We start from the raw sequence: 24,883 nt of genomic DNA, 5'->3' as shown, positions 1-24,883 counted from the left end.
CCGTAGAAACCGACACAGTTTCCTTGGTTCCCACGGAGGCCTCGATGCACACCTTGCCTGCCGGTCCTCGTTTCCCCGCGCTCCAGGCGTTCAAGTTCGCCCGCGACACGAAGCGATTTTTCCTCGATGCCGTCGGCCGTTACGGTGACCCGTTCACGCTCCGGCTGCCCATGGGGCACGTCGTCGCCACGGGGGATCCCGAGGGGATCCGCGAGATCTTCACCGCGGATCCGTCCCTTTTCACCCCGTACGCGAATCTCCCGCTCGAACCCGTGGTCGGCCGGCATTCGGTGCTCCTGCTCGACGGCGCGCGCCATCGCCGCGAGCGCAAGCTCCTCACCCCGCCTTTCCACGGCGATCGCATGCGCGCGTATGGCGACCTCATCGCGGACATCACATTGCGCAAGGCGTCCGAGCTCTCCGCGGGCGCGAAGTTCAAGGCGCAGGATCTCACCCAGGAGATCTCGCTCGAGGTCATCATCGAGGCCGTCTTCGGGGTGCGGGATCCGGCGCGCGTGGCGCTCTTCCGCGAGGCGATCGTCGGCTACATCGAGGCGTACACGCCGCCGCTCATGATGATCGAGCCCTTGCGCCGCTCCTTCGGCGGCCTCGGCCCCTGGGCGCGTTTCCAGCAGTATGTCGCGCGTTTCCACGCCCTCATCGCCGAGGAGATCGAGGCGCGGCGCAAGAGCGGCGAGGTCCGCGACGACATCCTGAGCCTCCTGCTCTCGGTGCGCGACGAGGACGGCCGGCCCATGTCCGACGAGGAAATCGACGACGAGCTGCGCACCATGCTCATCGCCGGCCACGAGACGACGGCCATTGGCATGGCGTGGGCGCTCGACGGCATTCATCGGAACTCGCGCATTCGTGATCGACTCCTCGCCGAGATTCGCGAGCTCGGCCCGACCCCGGCGCCCGAGGCGCTCGTCAAATTGCCTTATCTCTCGGCCGTATGCGACGAGGCCTTGCGGCAACATCCGATCCTCCCGATGGTCTCGCGTAAGCTCCTCGCGCCGTTCACCTTCCGCGGTCGGGAGCTCCCGCCCGGGGTCGCCGTGATGGCGGCGATCGTGCTCGTGCACAATCACCCGGAGGTGTACCCCGACGCCGAGGTGTTCCGGCCCGAGCGATTCCTGGAGCGCAAATTCACGCCGTTCGAGTATCTGCCGTTCGGCGGCGGCGCGCGGCGTTGCCTCGGGGCGGCGTTCGCGCTCTACGAAATGAAGATCGTGCTCGGCACGCTGCTTTCGGCGCACCGCTTCCAGGTGCTCTCGGCCGAGCCGCCGCACGTCGTGCGCCGCAACGTGACCCTGGGTCCGTCCGAGGGCGCGCCGCTCCGGTACCTCGGGCCCGTGCAGCGGGCCGTCGCGTGACGGCCGAGGCGGAGGCGCGCGGCCGCATCCTCGCCGCCGCGCGCCGTCTCTTTTTCGCGCACGGGTTCGGCCGCGTCACGATGGACGAGATCGCGAGCGAGCTCGCCATGAGCAAAAAGACGCTCTACCGCCATTTCGCGAGCAAGGAGGAGCTCTGCGAAGCGGTCATCGACGCCACGTTCATTGCGATCGACGCCGAGCTCGCGGCCGTGCTCGACGATACGAGCTTGGGCTTCGAGGACAAACTCGAGCGCTTCATGCGTATCGTCGCCGCCGGCTACGAAGAGGCGCGCGGGCCGCTGCTCACCGATCTGCAGCGCGACGCGCCTTCGCTCTGGACGCGCGTTGATCAATGGCGGAGCAAGGTCGTCCACACGCGCTCGCGGGCGCTCTTCTCCGCGGGCAAACGCGCGGGCGTCTTCCGGCCCGACGTGCCCGAGGATTTCGTCGTCCGTATCGTCATCAACAACGTGCAGAACATCCTCCGCCCGGACGTCCTCGCCGCGCTCGGGATGAGTTTTCCCGAGGCCTTCGCCCACTGCAAGGCGCTCTTGCTCGACGGGATCCGCGCGAGACCTCATCCCTCCCGCAGCTTGTAACGCTGGATCTTCCCCGTCGCCGTCTTCGGCAGCTCGCGCACGAACTCGATCCAGCGCGGGTATTTGTAGGGCGCGAGCCGCCCCTTCACGAAATCCTTCAGCGCGTCCGCGAGCGCCGGCGACGCTTCGTCCGGCCGCTTCAGCACCACGAAGGCCTTGGGCTTGACGAGCTTCGCCTCGTCGGCGTGGCCCACGACCGCGGCTTCGAGCACGGCCTCGTGCGCGGTGAGGGCGCTCTCGACCTCGAACGGCGAGACCCAGATCCCCGACACCTTGAGCATGTCGTCACTTCGCCCTGCATACGTAAAATAACCCTCGGCGTCGCGCACGTATCGGTCGCCCGTGCGGGTCCAGGCGCCGTGGAACGTGTCGAGGCTTTTTTGCCGCTGGTTCCAGTAGGCCACGCAGCTCGACGGCCCGCGTACCCAGAGCGAGCCGTCCTCGCCGTCGGGCACGGGCTCGCCCGCATCGTCGACGAGCTTCACGTCGTAGCCGGGGACGGGGCGGCCCGAGGTCCCGTATCGCACGTCGCCAAGCCGATTGCTCATGAAGATGTGGAGCATCTCGGTGGAGCCGATCCCGTCGAGGATGTGCGCGCCGAAGCGCAGAAGCCATTTTTCGCCTATCTCCTTGGGCAAGGCCTCACCCGCGGAGACGCAGACGCGGAGGCGATCGGAGCCGGTCTCGCGGTTGTTTTTGGGATCGGCGAGGATCGAGGCGTAGAGCGTGGGGACGCCGTAAAAAATAGTGGGGCGTTTTTCGCGGAGCACGCGCATCACGGTGTCGGGCGTCGCGCGGTCGGGCTGGTAGACGGCGGTCGCGCCGACGTGGAAGGGGAAGGTGATCCCATTGCCGAGGCCGTACGCGAAAAACGATTTCGCCGCCGAGAAGACCACGTCGTCGGGGGTGATCCCGAGCACGCGCTCTCCATAAAGAACGGCGGTCTGCTGGAGATGGGAATGCAGGTGCACCGCGCCTTTCGGTCGGCCGGTCGAGCCGGACGAGTAGAGCCAGAAGGCCACGTCATCCGGCGTCGTCGGCGCGGCCGCGAGCGTGGGTTCGGCGGCGCGGAGGAGCGCGCCGAGGTGCGCGTGTTTTCCGGAGGTCTCGTCTTCCTCGCCCACGAGCACCACGTGCTGGAGGAATTGCGCCTTCCCGAGGAGCTGCTCGAATTTCGGATAAAGTGAGGACGAGAGGACGAGCACGCGGGCGCGGCTGTCATCGAGCAAGTACGCGTAATCGTCGGGCTGTAGGAGTGTGTTCACGGGCACCGGGACGGCGCCGATCTTCATCGTCCCGAAAAAGACGGCGGGGAAATCACGGCCGTCGAGCAGGCACAAGAGCACCCGCTCCTCCATCCGGACGCCGAGCCCGCGGAGCGCGTTTCCCGCGCGGTTCACGCGTTCGGCGAGCTCCGCGTAGGTGACGGCGCCTTGAGGGTCGATGACCGCGGTCTTGTCGCCGCGCCCCTCGGCGAGGTGCCGATCGATGAAATGCTCGGCTGCGTTGTACACGCGGGGGAACGTGAGGGCAGGGGAGGGCGCGGACATCGTGACGGGAGCGTACCACAGGTCGCGCCCCGCTTGTTCGGCGATTCATGCGCCGCGTCAGAGCCGGCACGCGCGTCCTCGACTGCACGAATCGCGCGATGTCGACGTCCGGTTTGCGCGATTCGCGCAAGCCGGTTGCTCGACATGTGCACGGGGACCGGAGGGGCGCGCGGGCATGGCGTTGCTGCGAGGCGTGACGCCCGGCACGCCGATTGCCAAAATGAAAGGCATGGACATGCGGCAAAATCGTACCTTTCCCGTGATATCGATCCTCCTCGCTTTCGGCGTCGCCGCGTGCGGCACCGGAGAGGGCCCTTCGCTGGACGAATCCGTCGCCGCTGCGCAGGCGGCCGTGACCGACGAGGTCCTCGCCGAGCTCGCGTCGATCCCCGGGCTCACGGTGGTCAGCGAGAACCCCTCGAACATCCCGGGCACGCGTTTCTTCGTGCTCAAGTTCGAGCAGCCCGTGGATCACCACGACCCGGACGGACCGCGCTTCACCCAGAAAATCGCCCTTCTGCATCGCTCCTTCGACGCGCCCACGTCGTTCCTCACCAGCGGGTATGCCGTGAACACGCGGAGGGTGATCGAGGGCGAGGTCGCGGCCATGCTCCAGGGCAATCAGATCTACGTCGAGCACCGCTACTATGGCGAATCCGTGCCTCCGGGCCCGACGTACGAGCACCTCGATATCGAGCAGGCCGCTGGCGATCATCACCGGATCGCGCAGGCGTTCAGGCCCGTCTATTCAGGTCGCTGGATTTCCGGCGCCTCCAGCAAGGGCGGCATGACCTCGATCTATCATCGCTACTACCACCCGGACGACGTGGACGGCACGGTCGCCTACGTGTCGCCGTCCACCTATTCGCCGAGCGATCCGCGGTACGTCACCTTCATCCGTCAGGTGGGGGACCCGGTGATGCGGGCGAGGTTGATCGCATACCAGCGCGCCCTTTTGGCCCGGCGTGAGCAGATCGTGCCGATGATGGTGGCGGAGATGGCCGAGTGGGGCCTCACGTACGATATCGTGGGGGCCGACCGGGCCTTCGAGTTCGGCGTCGTCGAGGCCTCGTTTTTCTACTGGCAGTTCTGCCCCGTGGATTTCTGCGAACCTCATCTCCCAGCGCCGGACGCGAGCGACGAGGAGCTGCTTCACTTCTTCGTCGACTACCTCGGCGCCCCGTTCAACTACGACGACGAGACCATCAACGTGTACTACGGGCCCTATTTCTACCAGTCGGCCACCCAGCTCGGCCATCCGCGTTTCGACGAGGCCCCCTTGATGGACCTCTTGCGGTATCCGGGGGAGGATCAAGCGAAAAACCTGACGCCCGTGCCGGTGACGATCCCGTTCGACTACGGCCTCATGGCGCACATCGAAGCGCGGACGTGGGTGCGTGGCGAGCGGATGCTCTTCATCTATGGTGAAAACGATCCTTGGAGCACCAACCCGTTCGAGGCCCGGGCGAAGAACGACGCATTCCGGTACATCGTGCCCGACGGGCACCACGGCGTGGACATCGCAGACCTGCCCGAGGACGAGCGATTGCACGCGATGAGCCGCATCTTCGATTGGGCCGACGTGCCGTTCGATCCTTCGGCCGCCCGGATGGCCGCGCCGCTCGCGCCGGAAGTCGAGGAAGACGAGGGCCCGGGGGCGCGCTTCCGCTTGCCGCTGCGCTGAGGACGATTGTCGAGCCCATCACGGCCGCGGGCGCGCTTGCCCGGGTCTTGCGTTCGCGGCCGCGCGGGGCGATCCTCGGCCATGGCCTCGCAAAGTGCCCCCGATCCCGTCGACGCGTGGCTGCCGCTGCCGCGCCTTCTCGCGTATGGCCTCCAGCACGTGCTCGCCATGTACGCCGGCGCCGTCGCGGTGCCGCTCATCGTCGCCGGCGCCCTCGGCCTCTCGCGGGAAGAGCTCGTCTATCTGATCGGCGCCGACCTCTTCACCTGCGGCCTCGCGACGCTCGTGCAGACCGTGGGCTTTCCGGGCTTCGGCGTGCGATTGCCGGTCATCCAGGGGTGTACGTTCGCCGCCGTCGGCCCGATGATCCTCATTGGCAAGACGGGCGGCCTCCCTTCCGTGTACGGCGCCGTCATCGCGGCCGGCGCGCTGACCTTGCTCGTCGCGCCGTTTTTCGCGCGATTGCTCCGGTTTTTCCCGCCGGTCGTGACGGGCAGCATCATCACGCTCATCGGGATTTCCTTGCTCCCCGTCGCCGTGCGCTGGGCGGGCGGCGGGGATCCGTCGTCCCCCGATTTCGGCGCGCCGGCGGCGCTCGGGCTCGCGTTCACCACGTTCGCGCTGGTTCTTCTCTACAAACGCGTGCTCACGGGATTCTGGCAAGGCGTGGCCGTGCTGCTCGGGCTCGTGTCGGGGACGCTCATCGCGGCGGCGCTCGGCAAGCTCGATCTCGCGGGCGTGCGCGAGGCGCAATGGATCGCCGTGACCAAGCCCTTCGCATTCGGGCTTCCGCATTTTGATCCGGGGGCGGTGGCCTCGATGGCCCTCGTCATGCTGGTCGTCATGGTGGAATCGACAGGGGATTTCGTGGCGCTCGGCGAGCTCACGGGAAGGCCCTTGACGCCCGAGGCGCTCGCGCGCGGCCTGCGCGCCGATGGTTTGTCCACGATGCTCGGCGGCGTGCTGAATGCATTTCCGTACACCGCGTATGCGCAGAACGTGGGCCTCGTGGCGCTCTCGCGCGTGCGGAGCCGCTGGGTCGTCGCGGCGGCGGGCCTGATCCTCGTCGTGCTCGGCCTCTTGCCGAAACTCTCGGCGCTCGTCGCGGCGATTCCGGCGCCCGTGCTCGGCGGGGCGGGGCTGCTCATGTTCGGGCAGGTGGCCGCGAGCGGGTTGCGCACGCTGTCGCGGGTCGATTTCGACAGCGAGCAGGGGCGCATGAATGGATTGATCGTCGCCGCGACCCTGGCCGTGGGCCTCATCCCGCTCAGCGCTCCGGGGTTCTGGCGAAGTTTGCCCCCGTGGCTTCAGGTGATCCTGCAAAGCGGCATCACGGCCGGCAGCGTGACCGGCATCCTGCTCCACGCGGTGTTCGCCCGCGGGAGAGAATCCTCAAAAGACGCCGCTCACGCCGATCCCCGGAGCCCGTGAAACGCCGTCGCTGACCATCACAGCCCGAGTTTCCCGAGAAATGGCTCCAGCAGATCGAGCATCGCCTTGATGCGCGGGATCTCGGAGAGCACGGCCGGCACGACAACACGGAATCCGATTTCCCGGCCCACGACGTCCGGCAGGACCGAGACGATCGTGCCCGCGGGGACCCCGTCGTCGGGGATCCCGGGGTCGGGGACGAGCGCGATTCCGCGTCCCGCGACCGCCATCTGCCGAATCACGTGAATGTCTTGCGCTGTGACGATCGGCGCGACCGGGAACGTGCCGCCGCGGAGCAGCGGCCACGATCGTCCATCCTCGCCCGGTGCCTCCCAGGCGAGCAAATCGTGATTCGCGAGCTCCTCGATGAATCGCGGTGTTCCGCGCCGTGCGAGGTATTCACGCGACGCGACCAGCCACATGCGGACGCGCATGAGCTCGCGTGAGACCCACGGCCCCGCGGGGCTCGTGTCGCCGAAATGGAGGGCGAGGTCCACGTTCTCCATGAGACCCCCGACGGGATTGTCGCTGAAATGCAGCCGGAAGGCGAGGCGCGGGTACTTGCGCGCGATGCCGTGCACGTGGAGAAGGAGCTGCGGGGGCAAACCCACGGGCAAGAGGACACGAAGCACGCCGGCCGGCTCGGATCCGGCCTCGCGGACCGATTGCAGGAGCGCGTTCGACTCCTGCACCATCAGCCGCCCGCGCGCCGCCAGGAGTTTGCCCGCCTCGGTGAGGGAGACCCCGTCCCGCGTCCGATCGACGAGGGGCACACCGGCGCGCGCTTCGAGTTGATCGATCCTCCGGCGCAAGGTCGCGCGCGGCATGTGGAGGGACGTCGCCGCGGCCAGGAACGAGCCGGCCTCGGCCACCGCGAGAAAGGCTCGGAGCTCTTCGAGGTCCATGAGATGTTCGTTTCCGGAGCACCGGGTGGCCGAGATTGGCCATGCCATGCCCCCATCGTCAGGCCGAGCCTACCATCGAACGACGCGGCTCGGCCATCTCCACTTCGAGGGTGTCCACGCGTGGACATCCCGTGGCGAACCCTGGCCATTGTGGAGATTTGGCGTCGAGCTAGGTTCGATTCGTGAGGCGCCGATGAGCCCGCCTCGACGACCTTCGGAGGCACCGTGAACCACTGCCACGACCACTTCAGGACCTTCCTCTTGCGATGGATCGCATTTGCGCTCGCGTTCGTCGGGAACGCGGCGATCGCCCGCGCCACCGTCGTCACGCCGACCGACGACACCCACGTGGACCTCGAGAGCGCGGGCCCTTACGGCGGCTCGACCGAGCTCGTCGTCAAGATGAAGCGCAACACCAGCACGGACCAATCGTACAACGCGGTGTCGGCCGTCATGCGGTTCCAGATCAACCCAACCGACAAGGCCACGGACGCGGCGCTTTACCTCGACCTCTCCAGGTTCGACGAGGCGCTCTCCTGCGACTTCCGGATCTGGGGCCTCGCCGAGGCTTCGGGATCCATGGAAGACGTCGAGGAGGAATCGGCCAAGTGGTCGAATTTCTTCGGCGTCATCACCAATACCGCCGTGGGCATGAACACGTCCGCGGCCGGCGTCTTCGACGGTAACCCCGCCACGACCGCGAAAGACCCGCTCGGGACGATCACGCTCACGCAGGCCGACCTCAACAAGACCGTGCGATTCTCGAGCGCGGCCCTGGTCGACTTCATCAACGCCGATAGCGACGGCGTGATCACGCTCATCATCACGCGTGTCCTCCGGAGCAACAGCTTCGACACTGCGTTCGCCTCGAAGGAGCACACGACCCTGAGTGGGCCGCGCCTCTTCATTCAGGCCGAAGAGACGCTCGGCGCAGGCGCGGACACCTATGCTCGCTACGGGGATGCGACGGTCCACGGGGCCGAGAGCAACATCCTCGTGAAGAACAACGGCGGCACGCACGCCAATACACGCAAGGGCGTGGTTCGTTTCGAGATGACGCCTGGCACCAAGGTCGAGAAGGCCACCGTGCGCCTCGACGTCGCGAATTACTTCCAGGACGTCGGCACGGTCCCGGAGAGCTTGAACTTTGCCGTCTTCGGGATCCGTGACGGCGCGGCGTCCGAGAGCTTCAACGAGGCGACGGCGAACGACGCGACGTTCTCGAACGAGATCGACAGCTCGTCCGACGGCGTGCGGAACTCGGAGGTCGATTCGCTCGGGCAATTCACGGTGAAGCGCACCGACGTGGGCAAGACCGTCTCGTTCACCAGCGACGCGCTCGTCGATTTCATCAACGCGGACACGAACGGCAAGATCACGCTCGTTCTCATCCGCGCCAAATACACGCCGTACCTGAACTTCGCGTTCGCCGCGAAAGAGAGCACGACGCTCGAAGGCCCGCGCCTCGCCCTCACGCACGCCCTCGACGACGTCCCGGCGCCGACCATGAAGTTCGTCTATCAGGACGTCGACGCCGACAGCGTCCCGGATCTCCTGCTCGTCGTCGAGCTGCCGGGCGGCAATGGGTTCGTCGTGGCCGATCCCTTCGTGATCGCCGAGGCGTTGCGCACGGCCGGATACAACTTCGGCGTCGGCACGGACTTCTGGGAGACGCTCAGCGTCACGCAGCAGGCGGGTTTGCTCGCGACGGTCTCCGATCTCGTGGCGAACGTGGGCACGACGGTCGAGGCGGCCGAGCTCGACGCGGCCCGCCAAGGCCTGCCCGAGGGGCGCACGTATGCGGTGGGCACGTTTTCGGGTGATTTCGAGTCGTCGCGCTACGGCATGACCTATTCGGGCTCGCTCCTCTCGAGCTCCTCGCAGAACGCGCTCGGGTATAGCTCGGTGGAGATCGGCTCCGGCCAGGCCGGCGCGATGTTCACGGACGACGGCGTCTCGCTGGGCTTCGAATCGAACCTCGTCGTCCTCACGACGGGCGTGGGTGATCCCTCCGGCACGACCGCGTCGCTCAACCTGTCGGCCGGCGTGGGCCTGTACGGCGAGCTCAAGTATGGCAAGGATGGGCAATACGGGTTCAGCGTCCCGCTCGTGGTCGTCCCGGTCGGCGTCTCCGTCTACGTGAAGGGCAGCGACGCCGTCGCCTCGTTCAATTCGCTGAAGAACTGGGTTGTCGGCTGGAACCAGTCGCTCCTGACCATGGCCTATAACCTCCACGCGTGGCAAATCGACTGGACCGCGGACGTCCGCGTCGGCCTCGTCGACGCGGTGAACGACGGCCGTATCGTGATCAGCCATCACGCGGGCGTCGCGGTGGTGTGGACGCGGGAGGCCGCGCGGGAGTCGACGGTTTGGCTGCATGGAACCACCCAGGAGGTCGGCTCGAAGCTCAACAGTGCCGCCGCGACGGCCAGCACCGCGCTCATGTCCACGGCCGAGAATGCAGCCGCCGAGCTCACGAACTGGACCTCGACGGCCGGGTCGGTCGTGAATTCGACGCTCGATTCGACCCTGGGCTGGTTCGAGGGCGGCGTGTCGGACCTCGAGGACCTCGCGGACGACGTGGCCGGCGGGGTCACCGACGTCGCGGACGACGTGGGCGAGGTCCTCTGCAAGGTGTTCTGCTTCTGATCATCAGCCCGGCGGGGCGGCCTTCCCGGCCGCCCACGCAATCGCCGACAAGGCGACGAGAAGCCCGGCGAACGTGCGAAATGCGCGCGGATCTCCCTCCGCCGGCAAATCTCGTTTGAGCCGCAAGCTTCCCGCCGCGCACACGACCCAGCCCATCACGTCGCCCGAGAGCAGCGCAGCGAGCGCGGCGATCGTCAGCACGATCCCCCGTTGCCGCGTATCGAGCGCCCGAAAGCCGCGTGCGCCGTCGAGTTGCCAGACCGGGACCAGGTTGAAGACGTTGATCGTCGCGCCGACGCTCGCCACCGCGAGCATCGTGGGCTCCTTCAGGACGAGCCCCGCCGCGAGCGCGACCGCCGCCGCGGCGCATCCCCACACGGGCCCTGCGAGCCCGACCCGCGCGTCCTCGCGGGCGTCGATCGGATACTGCCGCATTCGCACGAGGGCCCCGAGGCCGGGCACGAACATCGGCGCGGTCGCCTGGATTCCATAGAGTCGAAGCGCCGCGACGTGTCCCATCTCGTGCACGTAGATCGAGGCCACGAGCCCGAGCGCGAACGAGAGCCCGCGGGATCGATCGAGCGCGATCCACGCGAACATCGAGAGCAGCGTCGGCAACGACGCGAGCCCCGAGAGGAGCAGCTTCGCCTTTCCGAGCAGCGAGAGCAGGAAGTATTTGAGGTTCCACGCGACGAGCGCGACCGCGCCGAGGCCCGCCACCGCCTTCGCGCGGCCGCCCTGCGACTTTGGCGTGTTGCCAGCCTTTTCAAGGGCCAGGCTGAGCCGTTGGATCGTCTCGCCGACCACGCGGTGTTGCGTGCTGCCCGGGGGCAAGAGGCCGAGCGCCTCGCGCCAGTGCGTGAGGGCGTCGGTGAAGCGGCCGTCGCGCTCGGCGGCCGCGCCGTCCGCGGCCAGGGCCGCGAGGCGCGCGCTGTGCACGAGCTTGCGACAGGCGGGGCAAGCGAGCATGCCCGGGGCGAGCTCCACTCCGCAGGCCGCGCAGCGCGAGACGGCGTCGTTCACGGGGTCGGGCTCGGGTTCACCTGGTACGGGCCGCTGATGGCGACGGGACCGCCGATCCCTCGCGACGCCTGCCACGCGGTGCGCAGGCCGAAGAAGATGATGAGCGCGCCGAGCACGCCGCTGAAGCCGCTCGTGATGTCGAGGAACGGCGCGGCGAGCGTCAAGCCCGCGGTGAGGACGAAGTAGATGACGCCGCCCACGAGGCCGAGGCTCTGCTCCCCGGAGTCGCCTTGTTGGAACGCGCCGAGGATCACCGGGAGGTAGCCCATCGCGGACGCAAGGTACGTGAGCACGACCGCGAGCACCTGATGTTTCGTGCTGCCGAAGCCACGCGTGACGCGCTGGACGGCGCGCCCGACGAGCAAGCCGATGCCGATGGTCGCGAGCGCGAGCTGGATCTGGGTGAAGTGGACGAAGAGCGCGTACACGAGGCCGAGGCCGAAGGCGACGGCGCCGGCCTGGAGAAAAGCCTTTCCGAAGGCCGCGCCGCTGCGGGCATCTTCGACGGAGCGATGCACGCCGTCACGACACGAGCTGCACAGGACCTTGTCGAGGAGCTGATAGTACGCGGTCGTGATGGCCGACGCGCAGATGCCGCACTGCACGTGCTTGGCCGCGGGCTCGCCGAACTCGGCGCGCTCGAAATCAAGCAAGGCCTGCGCTTCGGGCGCGGCCGGCGCTTCGGGCGCGGTGGGCGCTTCAGGTTCCGCAGGCTTCGTATCGAGTGTGGCTTCGCTCATCCCCCGATCTCCATCGGCAGAGTTGAGCGTTACAGGCGAGCGAAGTCAATCGAGCGCGCACTGGCGATGGATCGTGCGCGGGAAAACGTGTAGATCCGTGAGCCATGGCCCTGGATGTTCGCGGGAAAACCGTCGTCCTCACCGGTACCTTTTCGAAGCTGAAGCGCGCCGAGGCGGAGAAGCAACTCGCGGCGCTCGGGGCCAAGATCGGCAGCAGCGTCGGCAAGTCGACGCACGTCCTGTTCGCGGGCGAGAAGGCCGGCAGCAAGATCGACGCGGCGGGGCGCCTCGGAATCACGGTGCTCGGCGAGGACGAACTGATGGCTCTGCTCGCCGGTCCGAAGAAGAAGAAGGCGCCGGCGCGTTCGAGCCGCGCGTCGTCGTCGTTCGCATCGCTCGACCCGAAGGTGCCCGGGCCTGCGCTCACGGCCGCGATCGAGGCGCTGCCGTGGGACGACTTCGAGGCCGATCGCGATCTTTCGGACCTGCGCGAGGTGCTCTACGCCCACGAAGCGGCGCACGGGATCACGGCGGCCCACCGCGCCGCGACGGCGCGACTGCGACCCCGCGCGACGCTGCAGCACGCGCACGGGCACGACGTCGAGGTCAGTGAGAGCGAGCTCTCGCCCGACGGGCGTTTCCTCGCCACCGGGTCGTGGGTCGGCGACGACTACGATCACGGCGGCGTGCTGCAAATCTGGGACGTGCGGGCCGGGCGCTGCGTGAACATGCTGCGCGTGCGCGGCGGGGTCGGCTGGCCCGATCATGGCGGCTGCATTCAATGGCGACCCGACGGCAAGCGCGTCGGCCTCGCGTTCGATACCAACGGGGTCGGCAGCTTCGACCCGTTCGGCGCGTCCGGCGAGCCCGATTCGTGCGCCTACGTGACCGACGGATGGAACCGGCCGCCGTCGTGGGCGTGGTCGTCGAACAGCCGCGACGTCTATATCGCCTGCTGGGGCCCGAACCTCGCGCTCGGGGCGATCGTACCGCTCGTCGGTCGGCGGCCCGCGCCGCGCTGGTGTCAATCGACCGACCGTTCGGACCCAAACGATCCGCACTCCGAGCCGCGCCTGCACCCGATGGGTGGCATCGATTGGTCGCACCCCGATCGCATCGTCGGTACCAGCGGTTTGTCGCACGTCTTCGCGCTCGACGCGAAGACTGGAAAGATCTTGTGGGAGCAAAAGGCGCATCCGCCGGTCTCGTTCTCCCCCGACGGAAACGAATTCGTGATGCACCCGGCCGGCATCGTTTATTACGACGCGAGCACCGGTCTGCCCAATGGCAAGCTGCCCATGCACGTCGGCGCCGCGTCGCTCCTCTATTCGCGTGACGGCGCGCGGCTCGCGGCGATCGTGCAACCCGAGAACGAGTGGCGGGCGGAACCGGGGATCTTCATCTACGACCGCGGCACGTACCGCTACAGCCTCGACGTGCCAGCGCCGCGGACCGACGAGGACGAGACGTACGAATTCTCGTGGCGCCCCGACGGTCGCGCGGCGGCGATTTTGGTGGGCGGGCGGCTGCAAGTCTGGGAGCTCGGCGACGCGCCGGCAAAACGGCTCGACATTGCCGCGCCGAGCGGCGGCGTGGCGTATGGCGACGGCGTGCTCGTCAGCAATACGGCGAAAGGGCTTGTGTTTTTCCGGGATCACGACGGGGCGGAGCTCGGTCGGTTTCGCCCGGCGATCGAGGCGAGCGGCGACAGCCCCCTCGCGCTCGGCGGCGACGATTTTGGATCGACCTGGGACTGGAATCCGGCATTCCCGCTCGACGGCGAGCGGGTGGCCGCGGCATTGCCCGAGGGCGTGGTGATCGGGCCGCCCGACGCGAGCGCCAGCGTGGCCGAGATCGACGCCAAGATCGCGTGGGTCATCGATCGCAAATGGGCGTGGCCGTGGCGCTGGGGCGAGGCGAAGGTGTGGCCGGACGCGGCGGCGGCGGCGGCCGATCCCGCGGCGTCGGCGTCGTTCAAGCGCAAGTTCGGCAAGAAGGGCAAGGCGCCGGCGAGGCCGCAGAAAGTGAAGTGGCCGCCGCCGGGAGGCTCGATCGACGACGTCGCGGCGCTGGTCGAGGAGGGCATCAAGTCGCTTCGCGTCAGATATCACGGCGACAATTACCGGCGGGAATTCGCGGAGCGAGTGATGGCGCTCGGCCTTTTTGATCGGGCCGCGGCAGCGCTCGACGGCACCGGCGGCTGGCCCAAATGGGACGATCCGTGGTTTTCGGCCCGGGCACGCGGAGAGACGGTCGTGGCCGCGCTCGCGTGGCGCAAAGGCGAGGCGCTGACAGACGCGCAGACGAAGACCCTGCGCCGGTGGCTCGAGGAGGCCGAGAAGCTGCTCACGAAGAAAGAAGCCAAGCAGCACAGCGCGTCGCGGCCGCAGGCGATGATCGGCGCGGGCTGGGTGCTGCTCGGCGAAAAGGCCCGCGGCGACAAACTGCTTTCGTCGGCCATTGCCACGGTCGACCCCGAGACCAATGCGAGCGAGAATCGCGGCGTGGTCGCCGAGGCCCTGGCCGCGGTCGGGCGGATCCACGAGGCGATAGACATGATCGCCAGCGGAGATGAGAAGCCGTCGTGGACCGAGACGCGGGCCGTGTTCTCGGCGATCTGTCCGCGCGCGTCGGCGGCGGAGCTGAAATCCCTCGTTTCGCAGATGAAGGAGCGCGACGCGCACAACGAATTCGAGCTGCTCGACCGCGGGCTCTCCCGGCTCATCGCGCTGAAGGAATGGGATGCCGCGGTCTCGTGGCTCTCCGAATTCGACGGACTGTCGACCACCGTAGCGCGCCTCCGACTCGCGGCCGCGATGGCGGCCGCCGGCGAGCCGGCCCGCGCCGAGGCCGCCATGGCCGAGGAGCTCGTGCCGAAGTACGAGAGCTCGGCTAAGTACTTGCTAGGCCTCGCGCGTGTGGCCCCAGAGCGCGCCGGCAAGCATTTCGAGACGATCCTCAAGGCGGCGCCGAAGCTACGCAAGCAGAGCCTCGACTTCCCGTGCCACCTCGCCGGCGCAGCGGCGGCGCTCGGGCGGCTCGACATCGCGGCGAAGCTCGAAAAGGGCGCGCCGAACAAGCTGGACGTGTTCGAGGTGCGCGTCGGCGTGCTCGGCTCGCTGGATCCTTCGCATCCGGAATGGATGGCGTGGTTCACGCGCGCCCGCGAGCAATTGGAGCAGCAGCGCAAGCCGCTCCAGCGCATGGCGGCGCTCGCCTCCCGCGGCGGGCTCGCGGACGAATGCACCGCGCTGCTGGATCAAGCGATCGAGATGGCCCGAGGCGAGGGGTATCCGGACATCGTACTCCAAGAGGTCTCGGCGGTGATGGCCGCGGCCGGCGACCTCGCCGGGGCGCACCGGGCGTTCATGGCGATCAGCAAGGGGATGCGCTCGTACCGCAACGGGCCGCTGCTGTCCGCCGCGGCGGAGCGCGGCCTGTGGGCGGCGACGGTCGACATCCTGCGGCAAATGCCGCAGGACCTCAATGGCGCGCCGCAGCGCGGGCTTTCGATTTTGCTGAAGGCGACCGATCGCGACGGGTTCTGAGCCCGCGGCGTGGGCGCGACGGCGTCAGGGCTTTTGGGGTTGCCAGACCGGGCGCCCCGACGGGCGCCCCGCGGCTTCCCACGCGGGGTCGGGCACGCTCGGCTCCATGAGCGCCGCGGGCGGGGGCGGGCGCAAGAGCGGCGGATGGTTCGGATTGGGCGTCACCCAGTCGAGCGGATCGATGGAGCAGTGCATGTCGCGGCGCGGGTTGAAGGCAACCACCGCGGTGGCGAAGTCGCGCGCGAGGAGGCGCTGCTCGAGCTCGCGCATCAGGGCGATATCTGCCCGCGCAAACTCGGGGATCTCCCGATCGGTGGCGTATTGCCGCTCGAAGTACGGCGCGCCCAGCCAGTAGAGCATCAGCGCGGTGCCATAGTCGCAATGGGGATTCTTGAGCAGCGCCCGCCCGCCGCGCGAGCCATTTCGCCAGTTGCGGCGGTACGCGACCGCGTCGAAGGCGTGCGCCGCCTGCTCGGGGCTCGGGGGTGCTTTTTCCACGGCGGGCGCGCGCTTCGGCGCCGGCTTCGCGGATGCCGTGCGCGCGGGTTTTTTCTTCGTCGCGGCGGGTGTGCGCTTGGAGGTTTTCTTCGCTGGAACCGTGCGGGTGGCCATGGGGCGGGCACCATGGATCACGCGAGCCGTCGACGCGAGCGGAATTCTTTGATTTCTGGGTCCTGCGGTTTTCGGGAGCGCGACGCTCGGACGAGCCACACCGAACGCGTACGCCGGAGCAGCCGCGCAGGCGAGAGCGGAGCGGCGGCGGAAGTGGAAGTGACGCGTGGTCGCGCGGCCCTACGATCGTAGTATGGGCCAGAAGGTTTTTTGGTCCGCATGGGGACGTTTTCCGCCGATTACGAAAGCGGCGTGCTCGCGGGCGGGCTGCGCCGCTGGCTCATGAGCGTCCAGCCGGCGCGGACGGTCCTCGCCTGCGTCGTGCTCTTTTTGGCCCACCTCGGTCTCTCGGAAGCGAGCTACCTTTTCGTCTTCCCGCCCGCCAACAATGCCGTGTTCTGGCTGCCCAGCGGGCTGACCATGGCCTGGTTTCTCCGCACGACGCCGGCCCAATGGTCCGCGTGGCTCTTCGTTATTTTTCTGGCAGAGGTGCTGGTCGTCTTGCTGCACGGGCAACCGCCCGGTCTGGCCATCGCCTGGGGCGCCGCGGCCGGTCTCCTGCCATTCACGGGCGCCTCGTTCTTGCGCCGACAGGCGCACCCGGTTTTCGTGTTCCGGCGCCCCTGGGACGTCGTGCGTCTGGTTTTCCTCGGAGCCGTGGTCGGGGCGCTTCCCGGCACCCTCGTCGCGGCGGCTGCGAGCGTCGCGTGGCTGGGCGAACACTCGTTTTGGAAGGTAGCGGTCGCCTGGTGGAGCAGCGATGCCCTCGGGGTCATCCTGCTGTGTCCGCTGTTTCTGACGTGGACCGAGCCGGAGCCGTCGCGCTCCGGCCGCGCTGCCGAAGCATTGAGCCTGCTCGTGATACTGACGGTCGGGGCGTACTGGGTGTTCGCCAGCGTGCGGCCGCGTGAGATCGAATCGGCGCTTCCCGCCCTCCTGTTCCCCCTGACGGCATGGGCGGCCATTCGATTCGGACCCCGAGGCGCAACGGCGGCCACGGTCATCGTCGATTTCATGGCGACCTTGCACACGAGTCAAGGACGCGGCCCCTTCGCCATGAGCAGCGCGTCCGTGGCTGCGCGCGTCCTGACCGTACAAACGTATGTCGCGGTCCTCAATCTGCTCATCCTGCTCCTCGCGATGGTCGTCGTCGAAGAACAGAAGGCGCGAGCCGCCGCCGAGCGGGCGCAGCAGCGCATGAAGTTTCTCGCCACGGCCTCCGAGATCCTTTCGGAGTCGCTGGATTTTTCGACCAGGTTCGCCGCGCTGGCGCGGCTCTGCGTGCAGTCGATGGCCGACTGGTGCGTGATCGACGTCGGCGAGGGGGGCGTGATCCGGCGCCTCGGCGGCGCGCACCGTGATCCCTCCAATGAGGCGCTTCTCCGCGAGCTCGAGGAGCACTACGCGGCCGACGCGAGCTCGCCCCAGCCGGCGGGTCGTGTCCTCCGCACGGGCAAGCCCGTGCTGCTGCCTCTCGTCACGGACGAGGTCCTCAAGGCGCACGCCATTGATGACGAGCATGCGCGCCTGATCCGGGCGCTCGGCACGCGTTCGGCGATGGCCGTGCCGCTCTCCGTTCGCGGACAGACGATCGGGGTGCTCTCCCTCGGCTGTGCGACGCTCGGTCGGCAATACAGCCCCGCCGACCTCGAGCTCGCGACCGAGCTCGCCCGCCGCGCGGCCATCTCCATCGACAACGCGCGCCTCTACCGTGACGCGCAGGCTGCCGTTCGCCTGCGTGATGAAATCTTGTCGATTGCGTCGCACGAGTTGAACACGCCGATTGCGAGCCTCCAGCTCGACGTGCAGACGTTGAAGAGAGGCTCAGCGCAATCGGGCGATCCATTGCCGCCGTCCCTGACGCGGGTCGAGCGACAAGTAAAAAAGCTCGCGCGCCTGATCCAGGAGTTGCTCGACGTCACGCGAATCACGACCGGGCGCCTCCATTTGCAAATCGAGGACGTCGATCTCCCAGCCGTCGTCCGTGACGTCACCGAGCGCTTCACGGAGGACTTGTCCCGGGCCGCCTGTCCACTGACGCTGCACGCCGAGCCAGCCATGGTCGGACGCTGGGATCACATCCGCCTGGAGCAGGTCGTCACCAACCTGGTCTCGAATGCGATCAAGTTCGGCTCCGGTCGTCCGATCGAGATCTGGGTCGGCGAGGCGGATGGAATGGCGCGGCTCACGGTGCGCGATCATGGCATCGGCATCCCTCCCGATCGCCTGCCGTACATCTTCGAACGGTTCGAACGGGCGGTTTCGTCGCGCGCGTATGCCGGCCTCGGCCTCGGGCTCTATATCGTGCGTTCCATCGTCGAGGCCCTCGGCGGCTCGATTCGTGTCGAGAGCACATTGGGCAGCGGAACGATGTTCACGGTGGAGCTGCCTCGCGCGGGGCCGCCGCGGTCTGCTGGAAAGGAAGGCGAAAACTGAAGATACGTGGATGTTCTACCGAGCACTCGCTCGACGGGCCGTGCGCGCTCCGCCCATGCAGAGCAAGAGGCCGTCGCGCAGGCTGGCGAGCGTCACGAGCTTCGACAGATCGATGCCAATCGACACCATCGTCTGGGCGACGGCGGGGCGGATGCCGGTGATCACGCAGCGCGCGCCGAGCAGCTCGGCGGCGCGGACGAGCCGCAGGATGTGGTCGGCGGTGGACGTGTCGATCACGTCCACACCGGTCAAATCGATGATTGCGTTGCGCGCGTTCTTCTGCACGATTGCCTCGAGCAACCGCTCCATGGTCTCGGCGGCGCGCTGGCTATCGACGACGCCCATCAGCGGCAGGGTGATCACGCCGTCCCAGACCTCGATGATCGGGGTGGACAGGGCGCGAATGGCCTCCTCCTGACGCGCGATGAGGTCGAGTTTTTCCCGCAGCTCTTTTTCGGTCTCGGCGCGCTCCTCGACCTCCTTGCGCACCCGTTCGAGGGCCACCGCCAGGTCGGCCTTGGTCGCCTCGTCGGTGCCGAGCAGGCGCTCGACACGGTCCTCCAGGCTCGTTTCCGAGGGCCGGATGACGAATTCGTCGTAGTCCTCCCCCTTCGTCGCGAATGCGACCTGCTCGGCCCAGCATTGCGAGACCCCGAAGAACCGCTGGAAGATCCCCGCGAACTTGCCGCCGAGGTAACTCGAGCCCCAGCTCACCCCGAGCGCCTTCTGGCAGTCGGCCTCCCAGTGGTTTCGGGCACGGACGCGGGCCTCCTTGGCCTTTGAATCGAGCGAGACGAGCTCCCAGACGCCCCAGCCAGCGGACGCGGCCACCTGGGTGAGCTGGGCGAAGCCCTGTTCGAAGGTGGGAGACTGGCAGATGTACGCCCAATCCTCATCGACGCCGTCGCGCCCGCCGCCGTGGAGCGAGAGCCGGATCCGCTCGGTGCCCACCATACGCTGCAGCCCTGAGAGCAGCCCGGCCAGGGTACTCTCGACCCAGATGAAAATGCCGGGGTTGCCCCCCATGCGTAACGTCTTCCGCTCGGTATCGTATTCGAATTCCACACCACCCAGGGTCGCGCGCTCGATCATCAGCTCGTTCTCCAGCGCGCATCCTACATCGTCTGGAACGGAAGTGTGGAGAAACGTATGCGAAACCTCGATGACCTGCCGACCGGCCGGCAAGGCAAGGCTTTGGGCCTCCGATTTCGCGAGGGGTGCGGATCGGGAGTGTCCTCCGTCGCGTTTCGTAATGAATTGATTGCGGCGACGCCCGCCAAAACGAGCAATCTTGCATACGATTACCGCGCGCGTCAACGTTTACGTTCGCGTCACCGCCACCAGCCCCCTTGAAACCCCGCTCGCGCCAGGTGAACATCCCCATCGAGGAAAGGGAACCCGCGCGTGCCCAATGACGATTTCGCCTTCGCGTGCGAAGCCATACCCGGCGAGGGGCCTTTCGGGGCGTGGGGGGCGCTCCGGGTCGTGCGTTTCCGCGGTCGGGAAGCGCTCTCCGAGCCGTACCGCTACGAAATCACCCTGCTCGCGAAGGCCGGCGCGTCCGACGTCGATCCGCGCGACCTCGTGGGCAAACGCGCGACGTTGCGTATCGTTACGCTGTCGAACCCGCCTTTCAAAGTCGTTCACGGCATCGTCCGCGAGGCCTCGGAGCTCGCCGATGTCCCCGAGGGCACGCTCCTCCGCGTGATCCTCGACCCGCCCTGGGCGCGGGCGCAGCACCGCACGCGGTGCCGCATCTTCCTCGACAAACCGCTCCGTCGGATCCTCGAGACCGTCCTCGCCGGCGATCCGCTCATGGAGCACCGGAGCGCCGCCGAAGTCGAAGACGACGACGATACGGAAACCTTTTCCCCCGCCCGCGAGCTCTTCACGTTCCGCGTGACGGACACCTCGCGGCTCGACGATCCACGCGCGCGAGCGTTCGTCGTGCAGTACGAGGAGAGCGATTTCGCGTTCGTCTCGCGCCTGCTCGAGGAAGAGGGCATCAGCTACCACTTCGAGAACGGCCGGGAGACGTGCTTGCTCGTCCTGACCGATCACGACGCCGGCCGGCCGCGCCTCGCGCCCGCGCAGCTCGGCGCGGCGATCCCCGGCCGGAGCGTGAGTCACGTGGCGCTCGGCGCGCGCCTGCGCCCGACGCGTGTCGTGCTCGACGATCACGACTGGAGGAAGCCGACGCTCGACATCATGGCCAAGGCCGGCAGCGGCGATCTCGCCGAGTACCATTATCCCGGCGCGTACGCGGATGCGCCTGGCAAAGGCGAGCCGCTCGCGTCCGCGCGGCTCGATCGGTATCACGTGGAGGCGAGGTACGCGGCCGGCGCGGGCTCGGTTCGGGTGCTCTCGGCCGGATCGATCTTCGAGCTCGAGGCCCAGGAGCCGGACCACGAGGGCGAGTACGTCGTGACGCGTCTCGACGTGCGCGGGGCGCAAGCGGGCGTCCTGTCACAGCCGGCGGCCGAGGACGTGGTGCCGTGGGAGGCGCGCTTCGAGCTCGCGCGGCGCGGCGCGGGGAGCGCCGTCGAGCCGTCGCGGTTCCGCCCTGCGCTTCGCACGTCAAAGCCGCGCATCCGTGGCGTGCAGACCGCCGTGGTGACGGCCGATCCCGGCACCGGGGCCGAGGTGAACGTCGGCGGGCCGGACGGGCTCAGCGTGGGTTGCGTGCGGCTCAGGTTTGCCTGGGACACGGAGAAGGCGCGCCTCGCGAAGGAGCCCTCGAGCCTGTGGGTGCGCGTCAGCCAGATTTTCGCCGGCGCCGGCGAGGGGGCCGTGTTCCATCCGCGCGTCGGCGACGAGGTGATCGTCGATTTCGACGAGGGCGACCCGGACAGACCCGTCGTCGTCGGCCGCGTCTACAACGGCGCGAACCTGCCCGCGCGCGGCGCGGGGCACGAGAGCTCGATGAAGTCGCTCTCGACGCCCGGCGGCGGCACGTACAACGAGATCATGTTCGGCGACGCGGCGGGCGGCGAGGTGCTGCACTCCTTCGCCGGCAAAGACCAGACGACCGACGTCGCGAATTTCCGGCGCGAGAGCGTGGTGTCGAACGCGAAGATGACCGTCGGCGGCGACAACACCGAGACCATCGCCGCAAATCGCACGGAGAGCGTCGGCGCGAACGACACGCTCACGATCGGCGGGAACCAGACGATCACCATCGGCGGCAACGCGGTGACCATCATCGGCGGCAACCTCGCGCATTCGGTCGGCGCGAACGAACTGAACATGGTCGGCGGCTCCCAGACGATCGGCGTCGGCGGGAGCGTCACGGAGAGCGTCGGCGCGGATGTGAACGAGTCATATGGGGCTTCGCGCGAGACGACCGTGGGCGGCGCGGTGACCGAGAGCTTTGGCGCGATGATGAAGGTTTCGGTGAGCGGGAACGTGACCGAGAGCGCGGCTTCGCACGCGCTCGACGTGAGCGCCGCGCGGCTGATGATGATCGGTGGCAACTACAGCACCGTGGTGACGGGCAGCGTCACGACGAAGGTGGGCGCGGTCGAGATCGAGGCGAGCGGGGGACCGCAGACGCTCGAGGTCGGCGGCTCGATCACGCGGTCGGGCCCGCTGCACCTCACGTTCTCGGGATTCGAGGACGACATCAAGAGCGCGAAGCTCGACGCGCAGGGCTCCTCCATGTCGATCAACGTGATCACGCTGGAGGCGATCGGCATGACCCGTGACATCACGGGGATCGCCAAGTCGAAGAGCGGCGCGAGCCCGAGCGCGTACGGTTACGAGAAGAGGATGTGCGGCGGGATCCTCAAGATCGCGGCCGTGGGGCTCGTCGCGTCGGGCGTGGACAACCAGGGCGGCGGGCCAAACGTCGAGGCTTGAGACCAAGAGGACGTATGCCGAACTTCGACTACACGTTCGCTTGTGAAGAGGCCGCTGGGGCCTCCCCTTGGGCCTCCCTGCGGATCGCGCGGTTTCGCGGGATCGAGGCGATCTCGTCGCTCTACCGCTACGAGATCCTCCTGCTCGATCCGGTCGGGACCACCGCGGTTCCGGCGCTCGTGGGCAAACGAGCGACACTGCGGATCGCGACGCTCTCGGCGCCTGCATTCAAGGCCGTGCACGGCATCGTCGTGGAGGCCGAGGAGATTTCCCGACTGCCGGAGGGACGCACGCTACGTGTCGTGCTCGCGCCGCCGTTCGCGCGCGCGATGCATCGACGGCGGTGCAGGATCTTCCTCGACAAGACGCTCCGCGAGATCGTCTCGGCCGTGCTCCTCGGCGATCCGCTCGTCCACGAGGCGGGCGCCGAGGCGCTGGCGCCCGATCTCGGCGACGCCGGGTTTTCGCCCGCGAAGGAGGCGTTCGCGTGGCGCGTCGAGGACACCTCGCGGCTCGACAGCCGTCGCGTTCGACCGTTCGTCGTGCAGTACAACGAGAGCGATTTCGCGTTCGTCTCGCGCCTGCTCGAAGAGGAAGGGATCACCTACCACGTCGAGAATGGCGCGGAGACGAGCCTGCTCGTGTTTTCGGACGGCGACGCGGGCCGCCCGCGCCTCTTGCCGGACCTCGTCGGCATCGGCATCGACGGGCGCGAGATCCGCGGGTTTTACACGGGCGGCAGGATGCGGCCCGAGGCGGTTTCGCTCGGCGAGTACAACTGGAAGCAGCCGGGTCTCGAGATGGCCGCGCGGGCCGGCGGCAAGGACGCGGATCTCTTCGAGGTGGTGTATCCGGGCGGTTATCCCGACGAAGCGAGCCAGGGAAGGCCACTCGCGAAGGCGCGGCTCGAACGGCACAGGACCGAGGCACGGTTCGCGCGGGGCGAGGGGCACCTGCGGGTCCTCGGCGCCGGGACGCTCTTCAAGCTCGAACACAAGAAAACGCGCCTCGAAGGCGAGTACCTCGTGACCTCGCTCGAGGTCGTGGCCGAGCAAGCGGGCGTGCTCCCGAGCGGCGCGGACGGCGGCGCGAGCGAGCCTTTCCTTGCGCGATTCGAATGCGCGCGGCGAGGGCAGGGGACCTCGATCGAGGAAAGCGGGTTCCGCCCGCCGCGTGTCACGCCGAGGCCGCGGATCGTTGGTACACAAACGGCCATCGTGACGGCGGATCCTTCCTCGTCGGGCGCGGAGATCCACGTCGGCGGGCCGGTGGGCGCGCAGATCGGCTGCGTGCGCCTCCGGTTCCACTGGGACACGGACGAGGCGCGGCTCGCGAAGGAGCCGTCGAGTGCCTGGGTGCGGGTGAGCGAGCCCTTCGCGGGCAGCGGCATGGGCGGCGTGTGGCACCCGCGCGTGGGCACGGAGGTCATCGTCGACTTCGAGGAGGGAGATCCCGATCGCCCCCTCGTCGTCGGCCGCGTCTACAACGGCAAGAACCGGCCCTACCACGGGGGCGCCCCCACGATCAGCACGCTGAAGTCGAACGCGAGCCCCGGCGGCGCCGTGCACAACGAGATCACGTTCGACGACACCTCGGGCGCCGAGCGCATCTACACGAACGCCGGCAAGGACATGGAGACCGACGTCGGGAACGAGCGCACCGAAACCGTGGGCGCGAACAGCGCGATGAAGGTCGGTGCGAACGACACGGAGACCATCGGCGCGAACTGCTCCGTGACGATCGGCGGCGACGAGACGGTCACGGTGGCCGGCAACGATACGGCGCTCATCGGGGGGAACGTGTCGACGACGATCGGCGCGAACGCGACGACGGTGATCGGCGGCAACGAGGGGCATTTTGTTGGTGCGGATCAGTCGATCTCGATTGCCGCCGCGCACAGCGAGCTCGTCGGCGGCGGCGTGATCGAAGAGATCGGCGGCACGCTGACGACGAGCGTCGCCGCGTCGGAGACCGAGACCGTGGGCGGCAACCGGACCACGACGATCACGGGCGCGCACACGCAGTCGTTTGGCGCGGCGCACCTCAAGATGGTCGGGGGCAACCGTGATCTCTCGTGTGCGAGCCTCGACACGACGGTCTCCGCCGCCTCGATCCGCATCGTGGCGGGCTCGGTGACGACGAAGGTCGCCGCCGATCACACGCTCACCACGGGTGGCGGCGCGATTTACCTCGCGCCTCGGTACAAGGCGCTCGACGCGAACCGGAGCGACGTCGACGTCGCCAAGTACACGATCACGGGCCTCGACGTGACCATCGGCGGGATCGCGCTCGGCGCCACGGGGTACTCGTCGTCGACGATGGGCGTGAGCGCCGCGGCCGCCGGGCTCAACCTGGAGTTCGTCGGCGCGGACGTGGACTTCTTCGGCCTGCTCACGCGCGTCGACGGGGGACACATGCAGAACAACGGGGTCAAGACGAGGGTCGGGCTCATCATCAAGCTTTGAGGGCGCT

Annotated in this window: 15 protein-coding genes; 9 read left to right on the top strand and 6 right to left on the bottom strand. The window is 68.1% G+C overall.

Going from position 1 to position 24,883, the window contains the following annotated elements:
- Positions 1–44 precede the first annotated feature (44 nt).
- Together KEG38_RS33960 and KEG38_RS33955 are read left to right on the top strand one after the other, a co-directional pair.
- Positions 45–1,376 (top strand): cytochrome P450, encoded by a 1,332-nt coding sequence (locus KEG38_RS33960; protein ID WP_272424336.1) that lies wholly within the window; start codon positions 45–47, stop codon positions 1,374–1,376.
- On the top strand, positions 1,373–1,975 hold the full coding sequence (locus tag KEG38_RS33955; protein WP_272424334.1) for a TetR/AcrR family transcriptional regulator: 603 nt from the start codon (positions 1,373–1,375) through the stop codon (positions 1,973–1,975). The genes KEG38_RS33960 and KEG38_RS33955 overlap by 4 nt, the downstream gene beginning before the upstream one ends.
- Here the strand turns inward: KEG38_RS33955 and KEG38_RS33950 are convergent.
- A complete protein-coding gene (locus tag KEG38_RS33950; protein WP_272424333.1) occupies positions 1,954–3,525 on the bottom strand; it encodes a benzoate-CoA ligase family protein in 1,572 nt (523 codons plus the stop codon). The two genes, KEG38_RS33955 and KEG38_RS33950, sit on opposite strands and share 22 nt — an antisense overlap.
- 175 nt (positions 3,526–3,700) lie before the next feature.
- Between KEG38_RS33950 and KEG38_RS33945 the strand changes: the two genes are divergently transcribed.
- Positions 3,701–5,209, top strand: coding sequence for a S28 family serine protease (locus KEG38_RS33945; protein ID WP_272424332.1), 1,509 nt, complete (start codon positions 3,701–3,703; stop codon positions 5,207–5,209).
- 81 nt (positions 5,210–5,290) lie between these two features.
- Positions 5,291–6,640 (top strand): nucleobase:cation symporter-2 family protein, encoded by a 1,350-nt coding sequence (locus KEG38_RS33940; protein ID WP_272424331.1) that lies wholly within the window; start codon positions 5,291–5,293, stop codon positions 6,638–6,640.
- A gap of 17 nt (positions 6,641–6,657) precedes the next feature.
- On the opposite strand, the gene KEG38_RS33935 is transcribed toward KEG38_RS33940, so the two are convergent.
- Positions 6,658–7,545 carry a LysR family transcriptional regulator gene (locus tag KEG38_RS33935; protein ID WP_272424329.1) on the bottom strand — a complete coding sequence of 296 codons (888 nt, stop codon included), beginning with the start codon at positions 7,543–7,545 and terminating at the stop codon, positions 6,658–6,660.
- Positions 7,546–7,770: 225 nt separating this feature from the next.
- On the opposite strand from KEG38_RS33935, the gene KEG38_RS33930 reads away from it, so the two are divergent.
- Entirely contained in the window at positions 7,771–10,194 is a 2,424-nt protein-coding gene (locus KEG38_RS33930) for a hypothetical protein (protein WP_272424328.1), read from the top strand.
- 3 nt (positions 10,195–10,197) lie between these two features.
- Here KEG38_RS33930 and KEG38_RS33925 read toward each other — a convergent pair whose 3' ends face one another.
- Together KEG38_RS33925 and KEG38_RS33920 are read right to left on the bottom strand one after the other, a co-directional pair.
- Complete coding sequence (locus KEG38_RS33925) at positions 10,198–11,217, bottom strand: site-2 protease family protein (protein ID WP_272424326.1); 1,020 nt, start codon at positions 11,215–11,217, stop codon at positions 10,198–10,200.
- Positions 11,214–11,957: a hypothetical protein gene (locus KEG38_RS33920; protein ID WP_272424325.1), complete on the bottom strand. Its 744-nt coding sequence runs from the start codon at positions 11,955–11,957 to the stop codon at positions 11,214–11,216. Before KEG38_RS33920 ends, KEG38_RS33925 begins: the two co-directional genes overlap by 4 nt.
- A gap of 104 nt (positions 11,958–12,061) precedes the next feature.
- Here KEG38_RS33920 and KEG38_RS33915 point away from each other — a divergent pair, with 104 nt between their 5' ends.
- The gene (locus tag KEG38_RS33915) at positions 12,062–15,505 is read left to right on the top strand and encodes a WD40 repeat domain-containing protein (protein WP_272424324.1); all 3,444 of its coding nucleotides are present in this window, start codon (positions 12,062–12,064) and stop codon (positions 15,503–15,505) included.
- 24 nt (positions 15,506–15,529) lie between these two features.
- Here the strand turns inward: KEG38_RS33915 and KEG38_RS33910 are convergent, their stop codons facing one another.
- Complete coding sequence (locus KEG38_RS33910) at positions 15,530–16,117, bottom strand: DUF4274 domain-containing protein (RefSeq protein WP_272424321.1); 588 nt, start codon at positions 16,115–16,117, stop codon at positions 15,530–15,532.
- A gap of 219 nt (positions 16,118–16,336) precedes the next feature.
- Here KEG38_RS33910 and KEG38_RS33905 point away from each other — a divergent pair, with 219 nt between their 5' ends.
- Positions 16,337–18,553: a sensor histidine kinase gene (locus KEG38_RS33905; protein WP_272424319.1), complete on the top strand. Its 2,217-nt coding sequence runs from the start codon at positions 16,337–16,339 to the stop codon at positions 18,551–18,553.
- Positions 18,554–18,568: 15 nt separating this feature from the next.
- Here KEG38_RS33905 and KEG38_RS33900 read toward each other — a convergent pair whose 3' ends face one another.
- The gene (locus tag KEG38_RS33900; protein WP_272424318.1) at positions 18,569–19,645 is read right to left on the bottom strand and encodes an STAS domain-containing protein; all 1,077 of its coding nucleotides are present in this window, start codon (positions 19,643–19,645) and stop codon (positions 18,569–18,571) included.
- A 312-nt stretch (positions 19,646–19,957) separates the two neighbouring features.
- Between KEG38_RS33900 and KEG38_RS55735 the strand changes: the two genes are divergently transcribed.
- Together KEG38_RS55735 and KEG38_RS33890 are read left to right on the top strand one after the other, a co-directional pair.
- Positions 19,958–22,411: a type VI secretion system Vgr family protein gene (locus KEG38_RS55735; protein ID WP_272424317.1), complete on the top strand. Its 2,454-nt coding sequence runs from the start codon at positions 19,958–19,960 to the stop codon at positions 22,409–22,411.
- Between the two features lie 14 nt (positions 22,412–22,425).
- Entirely contained in the window at positions 22,426–24,876 is a 2,451-nt protein-coding gene (locus KEG38_RS33890) for a type VI secretion system Vgr family protein (RefSeq protein WP_272424316.1), read from the top strand.
- Positions 24,877–24,883: the final 7 nt, after the last annotated feature.

It is taken from the genome of Polyangium jinanense, assembly GCF_028435265.1.
GTDB lineage: Bacteria > Myxococcota_A > Polyangia > Polyangiales > Polyangiaceae > Polyangium > Polyangium jinanense.
This window is presented reverse-complemented; position numbering and strand designations above follow the sequence as displayed.